At 62.7% G+C, this 15,469-nt stretch carries 13 protein-coding genes; 6 read left to right on the top strand and 7 right to left on the bottom strand.

Annotation, left to right across the window (positions count from 1 at the left end; translation table 11 throughout):
- The first annotated feature begins 67 nt into the window (after positions 1-67).
- The 6 genes from P3R38_RS01995 to P3R38_RS01970 all read left to right on the top strand — a co-directional run bounded on the left by P3R38_RS01995 (position 68) and on the right by P3R38_RS01970 (position 6,366).
- On the top strand, positions 68-340 hold the full coding sequence (locus tag P3R38_RS01995; RefSeq protein WP_023378313.1) for a twin-arginine translocase TatA/TatE family subunit: 273 nt from the start codon (positions 68-70) through the stop codon (positions 338-340).
- Positions 341-343: 3 nt separating this feature from the next.
- On the top strand, positions 344-715 hold the full coding sequence (tatB, locus tag P3R38_RS01990) for a Sec-independent protein translocase protein TatB (protein ID WP_023378312.1): 372 nt from the start codon (positions 344-346) through the stop codon (positions 713-715).
- Positions 712-1,500 carry a twin-arginine translocase subunit TatC gene (tatC, locus tag P3R38_RS01985; protein ID WP_023378311.1) on the top strand — a complete coding sequence of 263 codons (789 nt, stop codon included), beginning with the start codon at positions 712-714 and terminating at the stop codon, positions 1,498-1,500. The genes tatB and tatC overlap by 4 nt, the downstream gene beginning before the upstream one ends.
- Complete coding sequence (locus P3R38_RS01980; RefSeq protein ID WP_277686781.1) at positions 1,497-2,204, top strand: 16S rRNA (uracil(1498)-N(3))-methyltransferase; 708 nt, start codon at positions 1,497-1,499, stop codon at positions 2,202-2,204. The genes tatC and P3R38_RS01980 overlap by 4 nt, the downstream gene beginning before the upstream one ends.
- Positions 2,205-2,306: 102 nt before the next feature.
- Complete coding sequence (locus P3R38_RS01975) at positions 2,307-4,223, top strand: methyl-accepting chemotaxis protein (protein ID WP_277686780.1); 1,917 nt, start codon at positions 2,307-2,309, stop codon at positions 4,221-4,223.
- A gap of 199 nt (positions 4,224-4,422) precedes the next feature.
- A complete protein-coding gene (locus P3R38_RS01970; RefSeq protein ID WP_104882266.1) occupies positions 4,423-6,366 on the top strand; it encodes a methyl-accepting chemotaxis protein in 1,944 nt (647 codons plus the stop codon).
- Between the two features lie 254 nt (positions 6,367-6,620).
- On the opposite strand, the gene P3R38_RS01965 is transcribed toward P3R38_RS01970, so the two are convergent.
- The 7 genes from P3R38_RS01965 to pip all read right to left on the bottom strand — a co-directional run bounded on the left by P3R38_RS01965 (position 6,621) and on the right by pip (position 15,380).
- The gene (locus tag P3R38_RS01965) at positions 6,621-7,355 is read right to left on the bottom strand and encodes an amino acid ABC transporter ATP-binding protein (protein ID WP_023378307.1); all 735 of its coding nucleotides are present in this window, start codon (positions 7,353-7,355) and stop codon (positions 6,621-6,623) included.
- A complete protein-coding gene (locus tag P3R38_RS01960; protein WP_027907936.1) occupies positions 7,348-8,310 on the bottom strand; it encodes an amino acid ABC transporter permease in 963 nt (320 codons plus the stop codon). Before P3R38_RS01960 ends, P3R38_RS01965 begins: the two co-directional genes overlap by 8 nt.
- A gap of 76 nt (positions 8,311-8,386) precedes the next feature.
- On the bottom strand, positions 8,387-9,184 hold the full coding sequence (locus P3R38_RS01955; protein WP_027907935.1) for a transporter substrate-binding domain-containing protein: 798 nt from the start codon (positions 9,182-9,184) through the stop codon (positions 8,387-8,389).
- 230 nt (positions 9,185-9,414) lie between these two features.
- Positions 9,415-11,988 (bottom strand): glucans biosynthesis glucosyltransferase MdoH, encoded by a 2,574-nt coding sequence (gene mdoH, locus P3R38_RS01950; RefSeq protein ID WP_023378304.1) that lies wholly within the window; start codon positions 11,986-11,988, stop codon positions 9,415-9,417.
- Positions 11,981-13,711 carry a glucan biosynthesis protein G gene (locus P3R38_RS01945; protein WP_209439668.1) on the bottom strand — a complete coding sequence of 577 codons (1,731 nt, stop codon included), beginning with the start codon at positions 13,709-13,711 and terminating at the stop codon, positions 11,981-11,983. The genes mdoH and P3R38_RS01945 overlap by 8 nt, the downstream gene beginning before the upstream one ends.
- A 263-nt stretch (positions 13,712-13,974) precedes the next feature.
- On the bottom strand, positions 13,975-14,412 hold the full coding sequence (gene dtd, locus P3R38_RS01940) for a D-aminoacyl-tRNA deacylase (RefSeq protein ID WP_023378302.1): 438 nt from the start codon (positions 14,410-14,412) through the stop codon (positions 13,975-13,977).
- On the bottom strand, positions 14,409-15,380 hold the full coding sequence (gene pip, locus P3R38_RS01935) for a prolyl aminopeptidase (RefSeq protein WP_023378301.1): 972 nt from the start codon (positions 15,378-15,380) through the stop codon (positions 14,409-14,411). Before pip ends, dtd begins: the two co-directional genes overlap by 4 nt.
- Positions 15,381-15,469 lie beyond the last annotated feature (89 nt).

Below are 15,469 nucleotides of genomic sequence, written 5' to 3'. Positions count from 1 at the left end.
AAACCGCTCCCACAGGGACCGCGCTGCCAGACAATTTCGCTGTACCTGTAAATTTCAGGAGTACGAAATGGGTATTTTTGACTGGAAACACTGGATTGTCCTGCTGGTCGTCGTAGTCCTGGTCTTCGGCACCAAGAAGCTGAAGAACTTCGGCAGCGACCTTGGCGAGTCGATCAAGGGCTTTCGCAAGGCCATGAACGAAGAAGAGAACAAGCCAGCCGAACAGACGCCTCCCCCAGCCCAACCCGTGCCGCCGGTGCAAAGCGCGCCGCAACAAGCCCAGGGCCAGACCATCGAGGGCCAGGCCCAGCCGGTCCAAGAGCCGCAACGGAAAGACTGACCCATGTTCGGCATCAGCTTCAGCGAGTTGCTGCTCGTCGGCCTGGTTGCCCTGCTGGTGCTCGGACCCGAGCGCTTGCCCGGCGCCGCCCGTACCGCTGGGCTGTGGATCGGCCGCCTCAAGCGCAGCTTCAACAGCATCAAGATGGAAGTCGAGCGTGAAATCGGCGCCGACGACATCCGCCGCCAGCTGCACAACGAGCACATCCTGCAGATGGAGCAGGAAGCACGGCGCATCCTCAACCCACAGACGCCGCCCGCTCAGCCGCCGACCGCCGCGCCTGGCCAACCGCCCGCCGCAGCCGCGACAACGCCTGTAACCTCCGGCGGTGCGCCGGAAACGTCCGAACAGCCCCAACCGCCGCGAGCCCCATGAGCGAAAATCCGGAACACGACCAGCCGATGCCGCTGGTTTCGCACCTGACTGAACTGCGTACCCGCCTGCTGCGCTGCGTGGCGGTCATCTTCCTGATCTTTGCCGGGCTGTTCTCGTTCGCCCAGCAGATCTACACCCTGGTCTCGGCCCCGCTGCGCGAACACCTGCCAGCCAATGCGACGATGATCGCCACCGACGTGGCTTCGCCGTTCCTGACGCCGTTCAAACTGACCATGATCGTCTCGCTGTTCCTGGCGATCCCGTTCATCCTCCAGCAGATCTGGGGCTTCATCGCGCCAGGGCTGTACCGCCATGAAAAGCGCATCGCTATCCCATTGCTGGTGTCGAGCATCCTGCTGTTCTATGCCGGCATGGCCTTCGCCTATTTCCTGGTGTTCCCGCTGATCTTCGGTTTCTTCGCCAGCGCCACGCCGGAAGGCGTGTCGATGATGACGGACATTGCCAGTTACCTGGATTTCGTCATGACGCTGTTCTTCGCCTTCGGCGTCGCCTTCGAGATCCCAGTGGCCGTGGTGCTGCTGGTGTGGATCGGCGTGGTCGACGTGAAGTACCTGAAGAAGATCCGCCCCTACGTGATCATCGGCTGCTTCGTGGTCGGCATGGTCCTGACGCCACCGGATATCTTCTCCCAGACCTTGCTGGCGGTCCCCATGTGGCTGCTGTTCGAGATCGGCGTGCTGTGTGGCAGCCTGATCCGTAAACGCGGCCACGAGAACGAAGCCGCAGACGACCACAACGACCAACCGCCAGCGACGCAATCGTGAACCTGCTGTTACTGGAGGAGGCCGACTTCGTTTCGGCCGACCGCGTCGTCCTGGCCGACCGCCGTTTCACCCACATGCAGGAGATCCACCGGGTCGCGGTGGGGGATACCCTGCGCGTCGGACGTATCGGTGGCCTGATGGGCAAAGCGACAGTGGTCCGCCTGGAGAAACACCAGGCGCAGCTGGACGTCAGCTTCGACCAGCCGCCACCGGCCAAGCTGCCATTGACCCTGGTGCTGGCCGTGCCACGGCCGAAGATGCTGCGCCGGCTGTTCCAGACCGTTGCCACCCTTGGTGTGCCCCGGTTGGTCCTGGTCAACAGCTACAAGGTCGAGAAAAGCTTCTGGCAAACGCCTTTCCTGCACCCCGACAGCATCCGCGAAAACCTCATCCTCGGCCTTGAGCAGGCCCGCGACACGGTGCTGCCCGAGGTCATCATCGAGAAGCGCTTCAAGCCGTTCGTCGAAGACCGCCTGCCAGCCATCGTCGAAAACACCCTTGGCCTGGTCGGTCATCCTGGCCCTTACCCGGCGTGCCCACGCGCTGTCGAAGGCCCCGTGACACTGGCCATCGGCCCTGAAGGCGGCTGGATTCCCTATGAAATCGAGCTCTTGGGCAAGGCCGGGCTGACACCTGTGCAACTGGGTGACCGCATCCTGCGAGTCGAAACTGCCGTCACTGCACTGTTATCGCGAATATTCTGACAGTTAAGTCAGATATTTCTGCCCATCAAGTTTCCTCCGCGCAGGCCGATGGTTTAACAACACAACAATAATCCGTGTTGCGAGTTAACCGGGGAGTCGATCATGTACCGTTGGTTTGCCCAATCGCTGGGAAATATGAGCGTCAATCGCAAATTGGGGCTGGGGTTCGGGCTGGTGCTGCTGCTGACCCTGGCTATCACGCTGACCGGTTGGAAAGGCCTGGACAGCGTCATCGATCGTGGCGACAAGCTAGGCAATATTTCCGTGATCTACCAGTACACCCAGGAACTACGCATCGCGCGCCAGCACTATGAGCGCAAACGTGATGACACCTCCATCGGCGAGCTGGAAAAGTCCCTGACGAACCTGGAGCGCCAGGTGCAACTGATGCTCGGCCAGATCGAACAGCCAGTCGATCGCCAGCGCCTGGAACAACAACAGGAAGCCGTTCGCCAGTACCAGCAGGCTTTCAAACAGCTCAAGCAGTCCAGCCAACGCCGCGAAGCCAGCCGCAGCGTGCTGGGTGACAGTGCCGACAAGGCTGCCGACCTGATCGGCAAGGTCCAGCAGCGCCTGCTGCAAGGCGGCGACATCAACCAGTACCAGTACGCCGTTGAAGTCAGCGCCCTGCTGCAGCAAGCGCGCTTCCAGGTACGGGGCTACACCTACAGCGGCAATGCCGACTTCCAGCAGACCGCTCTGCAAGCTATCGACCAGGCCATGGCCGAACTCAAGGCACTGCCTGCCAAAGTGGGCGCCGAACACGCCTCCAGCCTCGACGACGCAGCCACCGCGCTGGCGGGCTACCGCGATGCGGTCAGCCAGTTCGGTACTGCCCAGGCGGCCAGCGAACAGGCCCTGCAACGCATGGCTGAGCAAGGCACGGTGTTGCTGCAGGCCAGCCAGGCAATGACGGTTTCGCAGACTGACGTGCGTAATGCCGGCACTCGCCAGGCCAAGATGATGCTGGCCGCCGCAACGGGCCTGGCTCTGCTGTTGGGCGTGCTGGCCGCCTGGGTCATCACCCGTCAAATCATCATTCCGCTGCGCAATACGCTCACCGCCGCCGAGCGCGTGGCCGATGGCGACCTGCGCCACGATCTGCCGGTCGATCGCCGCGACGAGCTTGGCCAACTGCAAGCGACCATGCAGCGCATGACCAAGAGCCTGCGAGAGCTGATCGGCGGTATAGGCGACGGCGTCACCCAGATCGCCAGTGCCGCCGAGGAGTTGTCGGCTGTCACGGAACAGACCAGCGCCGGGGTCAGCAACCAGAAGGTCGAGACCGACCAGGTTGCGACGGCCATGAACGAAATGTCGGCCACTGTTCACGAAGTGGCGCGTAACGCCGAGCAGGCGTCGGAAGCGGCAGTCATGGCCGACCAGCAGGCCCGTGAGGGTGATCGGGTGGTCGGCGAAGCCATTGCCCAGATCGAGCGTCTGGCCAACGAGGTGGTCAATTCCAGCGAAGCCATGAACCAGTTGAAGGCCGAGAGCGACAAGATCGGCAGCGTGCTGGATGTGATCAAGTCGGTGGCACAGCAGACCAATTTGCTGGCCCTGAACGCCGCCATCGAAGCGGCCCGCGCAGGCGAAGCCGGGCGCGGATTCGCCGTGGTCGCTGACGAGGTACGCAGCCTTGCCCAGCGCACTCAGCAGTCGACCGAAGAGATCGAAGAGCTGATCGCCGGCCTGCAAAGTGGCACCGAGCGCGTGGCCAACGTCATGGACAGCAGCCGCGGACTCACCGACAGCAGTGTCGAACTGACCCGCCGTGCCGGCAGCTCGCTCGAGACCATCACCCGCACCGTGTCGTCGATCCAGGCGATGAACCAGCAAATCGCCACGGCTGCCGAGCAGCAAAGCGCCGTGGCCGAGGAGATCAACCGCAGCGTGATGAATGTGCGGGACATCTCCGACCAGACCTCGGCGGCGAGCGAGGAAACAGCCAGCTCCAGCGTGGAACTGGCACGCCTGGGTACGCACCTGCAAGGGTTGGTGGGGCGGTTCAGGCTCTAGGCTGCCCGGGGGGCGCCTGTACTGGCCTCTTCGGGGGTAGTCCCGTGCAGAGGCCAGTACAGGCAGAATTTTCTTGCATGCTGCGGTGAAATTTCCTACCTGATTTTCAGGTCAAGTCCTACAGCTCCGCTGCCGATTGGCAGAGGTGTGATGCTGGCAATGCGCCCTCATCCCCCTCTCAATCGCACGGAGACTCAACATGTTCGGCTACCTCAATCGCAAGCTCGGCAACATCAGCGTCGCCGCGAAGCTCGCCATGGGCTTCGCCGTGGTCCTGCTGCTTACCCTGACCACCACCGTCACCGGCTGGACCGCCCTGGACGGCGCCATCGAGCGCTCGGAACAGCTCAGTGAAATCGGCCTGATCAACGACCTGGTCAAGGACCTGCGCGCCGAGCGCATTACCTACCGTGTCCTCAGCGACGACACCAGCAAGGCCCGCATCGGGCAGATACTCGAACAACTCGAAAGCATGCTGACCACCCTGCATCAGCGCAGTGGCGTGGATGCCTCACGCCAGATGCTCACGCAGAAGCTGCAGCAGTTGCAGCGTCTGCGCGAGGATTTCGCCACCCTGCAACGCACGGTCGAGAGCCGCCAGACGCTACGCCAGGCCATGGCGATGCAGGAGCAGACACTCAGCGAGGTAATCGACGAGCTACAGACCCAGGCCTTGCTGAAAATGCCTGCCGACAGCCAGCAAGCAAGCGTACTGGGGCTGATGGACACGCTTGGCCGGCACATAGATGGGGCCAACCAGCAGAGCCAGATGCCGGCCTACACCTTCTCGCCGCTCAGTGACTTCGCCAAGGTCGGGGACTCAGCACTGGATGCGGCCGACAAAGGCCTCGCCCAGTTGCTTGTCGGCCTTGCTCCCCTGGGGCTATCCCGCGCATTGAGAGAGCAGCCCGGCGTCGAGCTGGCCAAGTACCGGACCAGCTTGAACGAATACCGCAACGCTGCCCTGGCTGTCGAGCAACTGCAGGAGCGTATGGAAACAATGGGCGATGAGCTGGGCGCCACCAGTCTGGAACTGAGCCAGAGAAAGATCGAGCAGCGAGACAGCGAGGCTCTGGCGGCCCGTTCGCTGCTTACCAGCGTCGCCATGCTGGCTTTGGTGGTGGGCGTGGTGGCCGGCTGGTTGATCACCTTGCAGATCACCCAACCCCTGCGCCAGACCCTGGCCTTGGCTGCACGCATCGCCCGTGGCGACCTCAGTCAACTGGAGCCAGTACAACGGCGCGACGAAATGGGGCAACTCCAAGCGAGCATGCGCGAGATGACCATCAGCCTCCGTGAGCTGATCGGCGGTATCGACCAGGGCGTCAGCCACCTGTCCCAGGCCGCGACACAGCTGGCTGCCAGCAGCGAAGACACCAAGCAACGGATCAATCAGCAACGCGAGGAAACCGACCAGGTGGCCACGGCCATGAACCAGATGAGCGCGACCGTGCAAGAGGTGGCTCAGAATGCCGAACAGGCCTCGCTGGCGGCCACCGACGCCGATCACCAGGCACAGCTGGGCGATCAGGTGGTAGCGCAGGCCATTGGTCGCATCGAGCAACTGGCGGGGCAAATGGACCGCTGCCTGGCCGCCATGCAGCACCTTGCCGGAGAAAGCGAGCGGATCGGCAGCATTCTCGATGTGATCAAGTCGGTTTCCGAGCAGACCAACCTGCTGGCGCTGAACGCGGCCATCGAGGCGGCCCGCGCTGGGGAGGCAGGTCGCGGTTTTGCCGTGGTCGCCGACGAAGTGCGCGGATTAGCCCAGCGCACCCAGCAATCGACCGAAGAAATCGAGCAACTGATCGAGAACCTGCACAGCGGGACCGATGAGGTCACCACACTGCTCGACAGCAGCAAGCTCCTGACCGAGCAAAGTGTCGAGTTGAGTCGCAAGGCAGGTTGTGCGTTGAGTCAAATCACCGATACCGTCTCGAGTATCCAGGGCATGAATCAGCAGATCGCCACGGCCAGCGAAGAACAGAGCGTGGTGGCCGAGCAGATCAACCGCAGCGTGATCAACGTCCGCGATGCGTCGGACCAGACCAGTACGGCGAGCGAGCAGACCGCAGCGTCCAGTGGTGAGCTGGAGCAGTTGGGACGACAGTTGAGGGGGATGGTGGGGCGGTTCAGCCTTTGAGAGGTTGCGGCGCCGGTCTTGAGTCTTGAGGTGTTGCGTGAATCGAGCGCCGCTCGCGCGGCGCATCGCGAGCGAGGCTCGCTCCTACGGCTGTTTCGGGCCAGTTTTCCCTGCGCGATCTGCGCGCGCCTCTGTCAATTGGCCAGAAACGAACGTAGGAGCCTCGCTCGCCATGCGCCGCGAGAGCGGCGCTTGGTCGGATAAACGCTGAAGCACCCCCGGCAAGCGCATGACCTGCATCACGCGCCCCGCAGTTACAGCACCTGCCGCAGAAACGCCTGTGCCCGTGGGTCCTTAGGCGATGCGAAGAACTCCGCTGGCGACGAATCTTCCAGCAGCTTGCCGTGATCGAAGAACAGCACCCGATCCGCCACTTCCCGGGCAAAGCCCATCTCGTGGGTCACGCAGACCATCGTCATGCCCTCCTGGGCCAGGGTCTTCATGACATCGAGCACTTCACCGACCATTTCCGGGTCAAGCGCCGAGGTCGGTTCGTCGAACAGCATCACTTTGGGCTCCATGGCCAACGCCCGGGCAATCGCCACCCGCTGCTGCTGGCCGCCCGAGAGCCGGGACGGATACTCGTTGGCTTTCTGCGCGATCCCGACCTTCTCCAGCAATGCCCGGGCCTTGGCCTCGCGCTCGGCCTTGCCACGCTTGCGCACGACTTTCTGGGCAAGGCACAGGTTCTCGAGCACGGTCATGTGCGGGAACAGGTTGAAATGCTGGAACACCATGCCGACTTCACGGCGGTAGGCGTTGATGTCGGTCTTCGGGTCGTCCAGCTGCAGGCCGTCGATGGCCACGTGGCCGTCGTCGAAGTGCTCCAGGCCGTTGAGGCAACGCAGGAAGGTCGACTTGCCCGACCCCGAAGGGCCCAGCACCACCACCACTTCGCCCTTGGCCACGTGCGTGGTCACCTTGTCCACCGCGCGCACCACTTGGCCACGCGTGTCGAAGACTTTCAACAGGTCACGAACTTCAATCACTTTGCGCAAGCCTCCGCTCGAGCCGGCTGGCCAGGTGCGACAGCGGCAGGTTGATCAGCAGGTAAAGGCCTGCCACGCAGAACCAGATCTCGAAGGTCGAGAACGAGGTGGTAATGGCCTCGCGGCCACTCTTGGTCAGTTCGGTGATGGCGATCACCGAAACCAGCGAGGTGTCCTTGACCAGGCTGATGAACTGCCCGGCCAAGGGCGGCAGCACGCGCTTGAATGCCTGAGGCAGGATCACGTGACGCATCGACTGGCTGGCGTTCAGGCCCAGCGAGCGCGCAGCTTCGTTCTGGCCTTTGGCGATCGACTGTACGCCGGCACGGACGATTTCGGCGACGTAGGCGCCGGTGAACAGCGCCAGGGCCGCCACCCCGGCGAATTCGCGGGACAGGTTGAGCACCGTACCGATGAAGAAGTAGAAGATGAAGATCTGCACCAACAGCGGCGTACCGCGGACCAACTCGACATAGACCGTCGAAAGGTCGCGCAGGGTCGGGTTGCTGGAAAGCCGGCACAATCCGGCAAACAAGCCGATCACCAGGCCAAGTGCCCCGGAAACCACAGAAATCCACAGCGTGGTCCACAAGCCCCACGCCAGAGGACCGGCTGCCCAGTGACGGGTCACACCGATCTGATCGCCTTCGGAGACATCGTCACCGCGGCTCAGTTGCAGGCTGTCCTTGGCCACGTCGAGCACCTGCTGGTCGCCGTTTTCGTCCTTGAGCGTGACACGCGCGGTGTCACCGGAAACGACGATGTCCTGGACCGTGCCGTAGCTGGCGGCGCGCTGGGCTTCTTCGGCCTGGTAGGCGAAGTATTGCGGCACGCGGTTCCAGCGCCACTCGTAGGAAATCATCGAGGTGGCCAGGTACAGGCTGAACGCCAGGCCCACCAGGACCAGCGCGGTCAGCGCATGCCAGGGCCACTGGGCTTTCTTGTGTTTGATCACGAGGGTACTTCCGTAAATGCGAACGCGCAGGGTTTGCCTGCGCGTCGGGGTCAAAGCCTGGGCTTGTGGCCTGGCCTTATTCCATTTCCTTCAGCCAGTCCTTGTTCTTGAACCACTTGTCGTGAATACGATCGTAGGTCCCGTCATGCTTGATCTGGTGCAGGAAGTTGTTGATGAAATTGATGCTGTCGTAGTCGCCTTTCTTCAGGCCGAAAGCCAGTGGCTCGTAGGTGAAGGGCTCGTCGAGGAACAGCAGCTTGCCAGCGCCGGCCTTCTCCACCGCAACCACGTTGTAAGGCGCGTCATAGACGAAGGCGTCGGCCTTGCCGTTGACCACGTCCATCACCGCTTCCTGCTCGTTGTCGTAGCCGTGGTACTTGGCTTTGCTGATCAACTTCTTGGCGACCATCTCACCGGTGGTGCCAAGCTTGGAGGTAATGCGGTACTTCTCGTTGTTCAGGTCTTTGTACGACTTGATCTCGCCCGCCAGCTCCTTGCGGATCAGCAGGGTCTGGCCCACGACGATGAAGGGTTCGCTGAAGTTCAGGCGCAGGTTACGTTCCTGGGTCAGGGTCATACCGCTGCCGATCATGTCGAACTTGTCGGTCAGCAGGGCCGGGATGATCCCGTCATAGGCGGTGGAGACCGTCTCCAGCTTGACGCCCATGGACTTGGCCATGGCCTTGAGGATATCGACTTCGAAACCAATGATTTCGCCGCGCTTGTTGGTCATCTGGAACGGCATGTAGGTGGGGTCCATGCCCACACGCAGGGTGCCACGCTTGACCGCGTCATCGATGGCGCCAGCCTGGGCCGCCGTCACGGCGACCAGGGCGGTGACACCGACCAGCAGTCGCGAGAGGTATTTCTTGATCATCACCAGGTCCCCTAGCAAGAAAATAATCGAATCTTATTGTTGGCACGGCCTTACAGGCCTATGCGGAATATCGGAGAAGGATGCTAACGCATGGCGGCTCTGGGACCTAGAGCCGGGGGGGACTTTGTTGGCCAAAATCGGTGGGGCCCGAAACGCTTCGCGGGTAACCCGCTCCTGCAGGGACGTTGAATACCCTGTGGGAGCGGCTCACCCGCGAAGAGGCCCGATCAGGCGCCGACCAGCGCCGGCTGGCCTTCGTTCTCCGGGTGCAGCGGCAACAGCGGCGAATGCGGGTCGTTCTTGATCGAAGCACGCCACACGTCGATCCACGCTGCGTTGTGCTCGGCCCACACCTGCTCGTGCAGGCGGGTGAGCGCCACCGGGTCGCTCAGCAGGGCCAGGCGGGTAGTGAGATCCAGTCCTTTGGGCCCGACCTCCATCGCCTTGGCCACACGCTCGGCACGCAACGCCTCGATCGGCGCAGCCTGCCCGTGACGGGCCGTGGCCATGGCGCAAGCCAGGGCGTTCTGCCGTGGGTCGACCACCGCGCGCACGAAGCCATCGTGCAGGGCGTGCCAGCGGTTTTCATGGGTGTACTGGTCGGTCGCCAGCAGTTCCTGTGGCGTCGCGTATTCCTCAGGGATGAGGAACAGCTTCTCGTCCTTGGCCGCCAGGCCCAGGCGCGTACGGCTGGAGATCACCGAAACCGGAATCGACAGCACCAGCGAGCCGACGATCGGCGCCAGCCACCACAGGAAGCTGGGGTTCAGCCAAGCAACCAGCGCCGCCCAGGCGATACCCAGCAAAGTCTGCGGGCCATGGCGGCGCACCGCCTCGCTCCATGGGGTGGAGTCGTCGTCACGCTGCGGCGAGTTCCAGGTCGCGGCCCAGCCAAGGAAGGCGGCCAGCACGAAGCGGGTATGGAAGATCATCCGCACCGGGGCAAGCAGCATCGAGAACAGCATCTCCATCAGCATCGACAGGGTGACCTTGATGCGACCGCCGTACTCGGTGGCGCCCTTGGCCCAGATCAGGATGACGCTGAGCAGCTTGGGCAGGAACAGCAGCACGATGGTGGTGGAGAACAGCGCAACAGCCTTCTCCGGGTGCCACTGCGGCCACAGCGGGTAGAGTTGGTACGGCTCGATGAAATACTGCGGTTCCATCAGCGTGTTGGTCGCCAACAATGCCGTCGACAGCACCAGGAACAGGAACCACAACGGCGCCGACAGGTACGACATCACGCCGGTGAGGAACACCGCGCGGTGGACCGGGTGCATACCCTTGACCAGGAACAGGCGGAAGTTCATCAGGTTGCCGTGGCACCAGCGACGGTCACGCTTGAGCTCGTCGAGCAGGTTCGGCGGCAGCTCTTCGTAGCTACCCGGCAGATCGTAGGCGATCCATACGCCCCAACCGGCGCGGCGCATCAACGCGGCTTCGACGAAGTCATGGGACAGGATCGCACCGGCGAAGGCGCCCTTGCCGGGCAACGGCGCCAGGGCGCAGTGCTCGATGAACGGCTTCATGCGGATGATCGCGTTATGGCCCCAATAGTGCGACTCGCCCAGCTGCCAGAAGTGCAGGCCGGCGGTGAACAGCGGGCCGTATACACGGGTGGCGAACTGCTGCAGACGTGCATACAGGGTGTCCATGCCCGAGGCTTTCGGCCCGGTCTGGATGATGCCGGCGTCGGGGTTGGCCTCCATCAGGCGCACCAGGCTGCTCAGGCACTCGCCGCTCATGACGCTGTCGGCGTCGAGCACGACCATGTACTTGTAGTCGCCACCCCAACGACGGCAGAAGTCGTCGAGGTTGCCGCTCTTGCGCTTCACGCGGCGACGGCGACGGCGGTAGAAGATGCGGCCGAAACCCTTGGTTTCGCGGCATACGTCCAGCCAGGCCTGCTGTTCGGCGACGGCGATGTCGGTGTCGTTGGTGTCGCTGAGCACGAAGAAGTCGAAGCGGTCGAGGTTACCGCTGGCGGCCACCGACTCGAAGGTGGCGCGCAGACCGGCGAACACCCGCGGCACGTCTTCGTTGCAGATTGGCATCACCAGAGCGGTGCGCGCTTCGGGGGCAATCGGCTCGTTGCCAGCGCTGCTGCCCGAAATCTTGTACTTGTCACGCCCGGTGAGCAACTCGAGGAAGCCCATCAACGCGGTCCAGAAGCCTGCCGATACCCAGCAGAACAGAATGCCGAAGAGGATCAGGATGGACGTCTGCAGCGCATAGGGCCAAACCTGCACCACGGTATCCCAGAGCGGTTGCTGCACGACTTCGTCGAAGTCGACGAACGACCAGCCCTGGTAAGGCAGGATGCCCTTCATGTACCAGCCGGCTACGATGGTCTGGCCGATCATCAAGGCCAGCAGGATGTAGCGGCGAATCGAGCCCACGGTGCGCCAGCGCGCAGGCGGCAGCTCGCGCTTGGGCGGCTGCGGCGCGTTGGTGCGGCCGGTCATGCGCCGCCACATGCGAATCAGTACGTTGGTACGCCACGGCTCGGGCACCACCTTGGTGCGTTTGATCGGCGGGGCGATCTTCAGGCACAGGCGGCCGCTGCCGTCGACGCTGAGCATCTCGGCGTCTTCCAGCTCGGCGGCGCTGCCCACGGTCAGGCGCGGGCCGACCGAGGCCTGCACGGCCTCGGTTGGGTCGGCGGCCGGTTTGGCCGCCAGACGTTGGTGCAGCTCACTGAACGATGTGCAGCTGGCGAGTTCCGCACGCTGCTCGTCGCTCAGTGGTAGATGGGCCAGGTATTCGCGAAGCGACTCTGGCCGTGCGCTTGAGTTACTCATCGGCAGGCAACTGATAGCTCCAGGTCTCGGTCAGCACTTTTTCGGTGGTGGCCGGGGTCCCGTTGGTGGACGCCGCATCGGCGGCAGGTTGTTCGGCCTTGGCTGGCTGTTCGGTCTTGGCGGCCTTCTCAGCCTTGGCATGCTTGGCGGCAGCCTTGTCCTGCTTGGCATCCTTGGCCGGCTCGACCGGAACGTCGCGTACCAATGCCGCGCGCATTTCGGTGGATTTGTTGGCTTCCTTGACCTTCAAGCGCAGGGTCAGGCGCCAGCCCTTGGTCTCGGGGTTGTAACGCAGGTTGTTTTCGACCACCTCGGCGTTGTCGCCAACGCTGATCTGGCTACGCACCGGGGTATCTTCCGGCAAGCTGGCCAGCGCCGGGCCGGCGAAGTCGACCAGGAAGGCCACGCTGCCGTCAGGCTGACGGATCAGGTTGGACTGCTTGACATCGCCCGTGGAGCGCAGGGTCTGCTTGACCCAGCCCAACTCAGGGGCCTGGAACTTGGCATCGTCGATGGTCCAGTGCAGGCGGTAGTCGTACTCGAACGGCTTACCTGGCTCGGGCAGCTTTTCCGGGCTCCAGAACGCCACGATATTGTCGTTGGTCTCGTCAGCGGTCGGGATCTCGACCAGATCGACGGTACCCTTGCCCCAGTCACCCTTGGGCTCGATCCAGGCGCTTGGGCGCTTCTGGTAGTTGTCGTCGAGGTCTTCATAGTCGCTGAACGCGCGCTGACGCTGCATCAGACCGAAACCACGCGGGTTCTCGATGCTGAAGTTGCTCACAGCCAGGTGTTTCGGGTTGTTCAGCGGGCGCCACAGCCACTCGCCGTTGCCGGCATGGATGGCCAGGCCTTCGGAGTCGTGCAGGGCCGGACGGTAGTTCAGGACCTTCGACGGCTGGTTCGGGCCGAACAGGAACATGCTGGTCAGCGGCGCGATGCCCAGGCGGCTGACCTGGTCACGCAGGAACACACGCGACTTGACGTCGACGATGGTGTCGGTGCCCGGACGCAGGGTCAGCTTGTAGGCGCCAGTGGAGCGTGGCGAGTCGAGCAGGGCGTAGATCACCAGGTGCTTGTCGGCAGGCTTCGGCTTCTCGACCCAGAATTCGGTGAAGCGCGGGAACTCCTCGCCCGACGGCAGCGCGGTGTCGATGGCAAGGCCACGGGCCGACAGGCCGTACACGTGGCCCTTGCCCACAACGCGGAAGTAGCTGGCACCAAGCAGGGTCATGATCTCGTCCTGCTTGTCGGCCTTGTTGATCGGGTACAGCACGCGGAAACCGGCGTAGCCCAGGTTCTTGGTGGTTTCCGGGTCATGCGGGACGTCACCGAACTCGAAGCGGCTCGGGTCGTACTTGATTTCCTCGACCTTGGTGGCGGTGACTTCGTTGATCTTCACCGGGGTGTCGAAGTGCATGCCCTGGTGATAGAAGGACAGCTTGAAGGGGGTCTTGTCCGTGGCCCACTCCGCTTTCTCCTGCAGGAAGCGAATCTTCTGGTAGTCGGCGAACTTCATGTCGCGGAAAACCGCAGGCAGGTTGCTTTTCGGTGCTTCGTACTTCTGGCCGGCCAGATCCTTTGCCTTGGCTGCAACATCGTCAAGATTGAATGCCCACAGCTGGCCCGCGCTCATCAGGCCAACCAGCGCCACGCTGGCCATCAGAGCCTTGCGCAACCGATTGCCGGGGATTCTTGATGCATTATGGGGACTAACAATCACGAGCAACCCTCGCCGAAAACAGATCATGAAACCAACGGCCAGCGACCAATGCCGGGTTGGCGAGCACTGTTCGGACCCCGTAAGGGCGCAATGATTCCCCAAACGGATCCAGACAATGCTCAAGTCAGAGTAAAACGAACCTGCGAACGCAGGTCCACGCAGCGCGCGATTATCCAGCAGGTCGCGTTACAACGCATCAGGCTGGAGCAACTATTTATCGTACAAAACCCCTTGTTTTCCTACAAACAAGGGGTTTTTCGACCTCATATTTGTAACATAAATGTTACGGGGCCATCATTGACCAGATGCACCTGCATGTCGGCACCGAAGCGCCCGCTGGCCACATCGGCGTGCTGGCCCTTGGCTTGCTGCAAAAGATAGTCGAACAGCTCGGCGCCCAAGGCAGGTGAAGCGGCTGTCGAGAAGCTCGGACGCATCCCACTTCGTGTGTCGGCGGCCAGAGTGAACTGGGACACCAGCAGCAAACCACCCGCTACATCCTTGAGGGACAAGTTCATCTTGCCCTGCTCGTCGCTGAACACCCGATAGTTGAGCAGCTTGTGCAGCAATTTGTCGGCATGTTCGCGGGTATCCCCAGGTTCGACGGCCACCAGCACCAACAAACCCTGGTCGACGGCCCCGACGATCTCGCCCGCTACCTCTACCCTTGCGCCGCGTACCCGTTGCAACAACCCCTTCATGCTTCTTCCAGTGGCAGATCAAGCAAACGGCGGGCCATCTGGTCGGCGGCACGCACCAGCGCATCGGTGATACCCGGCTCGGAAGCGGCATGACCGGCATCGCGAATGACCTTGAGCTCGCTGTTCGGCCAGGCCTGATGCAGCGCCCAGGCGTTGTCCAGCGGGCAGATCACGTCGTAGCGACCATGCACGATCACCGCCGGCAAGTGGGCGATCTTCGGCATGTCACGGATCAGCTGGTCCGGTTCGAGGAAGGCGTTGTTCATGAAGTAATGGCACTCGATGCGGGCGATCGACAACGCCCGCTGAGGCTCGGAGAATCGATCGACCACCAGCGGATTCGGGCGCAGCGTAGCGGTGCGACCCTCCCAGGTGGACCACGCCTTGGCGGCATGCATCTGGGCGATCTGGTCGTTGCCGGTCAGGCGCTTGTGGAAGGCCTTGACCAAGTCACCTCGCTCCTCCGGCGGAATCGGTGCGATGTAGTCCTGCCAGTAGTCAGGGAACAAGCGGCTGGCACCTTCCTGGTAGAACCATTCGATCTCCTGCGGCCTGCACAGGAAAATGCCGCGCAGGATCAGGCCGTGGACCCGCTCGGGGTGGGTCTGGGCATAGGCCAGGGCCAGGGTAGAACCCCACGAGCCACCGAACAGCACCCACTTGTCGATACCCAGGTGCTTGCGAATGCGCTCCAGGTCCTCGACCAGATGCCAGGTGGTGTTGTTCTCCAGGCTCGCATGAGGCGTGGAGCGGCCACAGCCGCGCTGGTCGAAGGTGATGATGCGATACAGGTTGGGATCGAAGTAGCAACGGCTCTGGGCATCGCAGCCCGCGCCTGGCCCCCCGTGGATGAACACCACCGGCAGACCTTCTGGCGAACCGCTCTCGTCGACATACAGCACATGCGGCGCTTCCACGGCCAGATCGTGCCGGGCGTAGGGTTTGATCTGCGGGTACAGGGTCTGCATTACGCACTCCGTGTGAGGATTTAATCTGCCGTTGGGCATCATAAACCTGAATTGGCCTTTGAGCATGTGTCTATGGATAGATCATGTTA

This window comes from Pseudomonas sp. NyZ480, assembly GCF_029537255.1.
GTDB lineage: Bacteria > Pseudomonadota > Gammaproteobacteria > Pseudomonadales > Pseudomonadaceae > Aquipseudomonas > Aquipseudomonas taiwanensis.
The sequence above is the reverse complement of the archived record's forward strand: the minus strand, read 5'-3'. Positions and strand labels throughout refer to the sequence as shown.

Bases quoted from the DNA above. Each gene is read 5' to 3' on its own strand.
- P3R38_RS01995 (WP_023378313.1), top strand. From the start codon at position 68: ATGGGTATTTTTGACTGGAAACACTGGATTGTCCTGCTGGTCGTCGTA.
- tatB (WP_023378312.1), top strand. From the start codon at position 344: ATGTTCGGCATCAGCTTCAGCGAGTTGCTGCTCGTCGGCCTGGTTGCC.
- tatC (WP_023378311.1), top strand. From the start codon at position 712: ATGAGCGAAAATCCGGAACACGACCAGCCGATGCCGCTGGTTTCGCAC.
- P3R38_RS01975 (WP_277686780.1), top strand. From the start codon at position 2,307: ATGTACCGTTGGTTTGCCCAATCGCTGGGAAATATGAGCGTCAATCGC.
- P3R38_RS01970 (WP_104882266.1), top strand. From the start codon at position 4,423: ATGTTCGGCTACCTCAATCGCAAGCTCGGCAACATCAGCGTCGCCGCG.
- mdoH (WP_023378304.1), bottom strand. From the start codon at position 11,988: ATGAGTAACTCAAGCGCACGGCCAGAGTCGCTTCGCGAATACCTGGCC.
- dtd (WP_023378302.1), bottom strand. From the start codon at position 14,412: ATGAAGGGGTTGTTGCAACGGGTACGCGGCGCAAGGGTAGAGGTAGCG.
- pip (WP_023378301.1), bottom strand. From the start codon at position 15,380: ATGCAGACCCTGTACCCGCAGATCAAACCCTACGCCCGGCACGATCTG.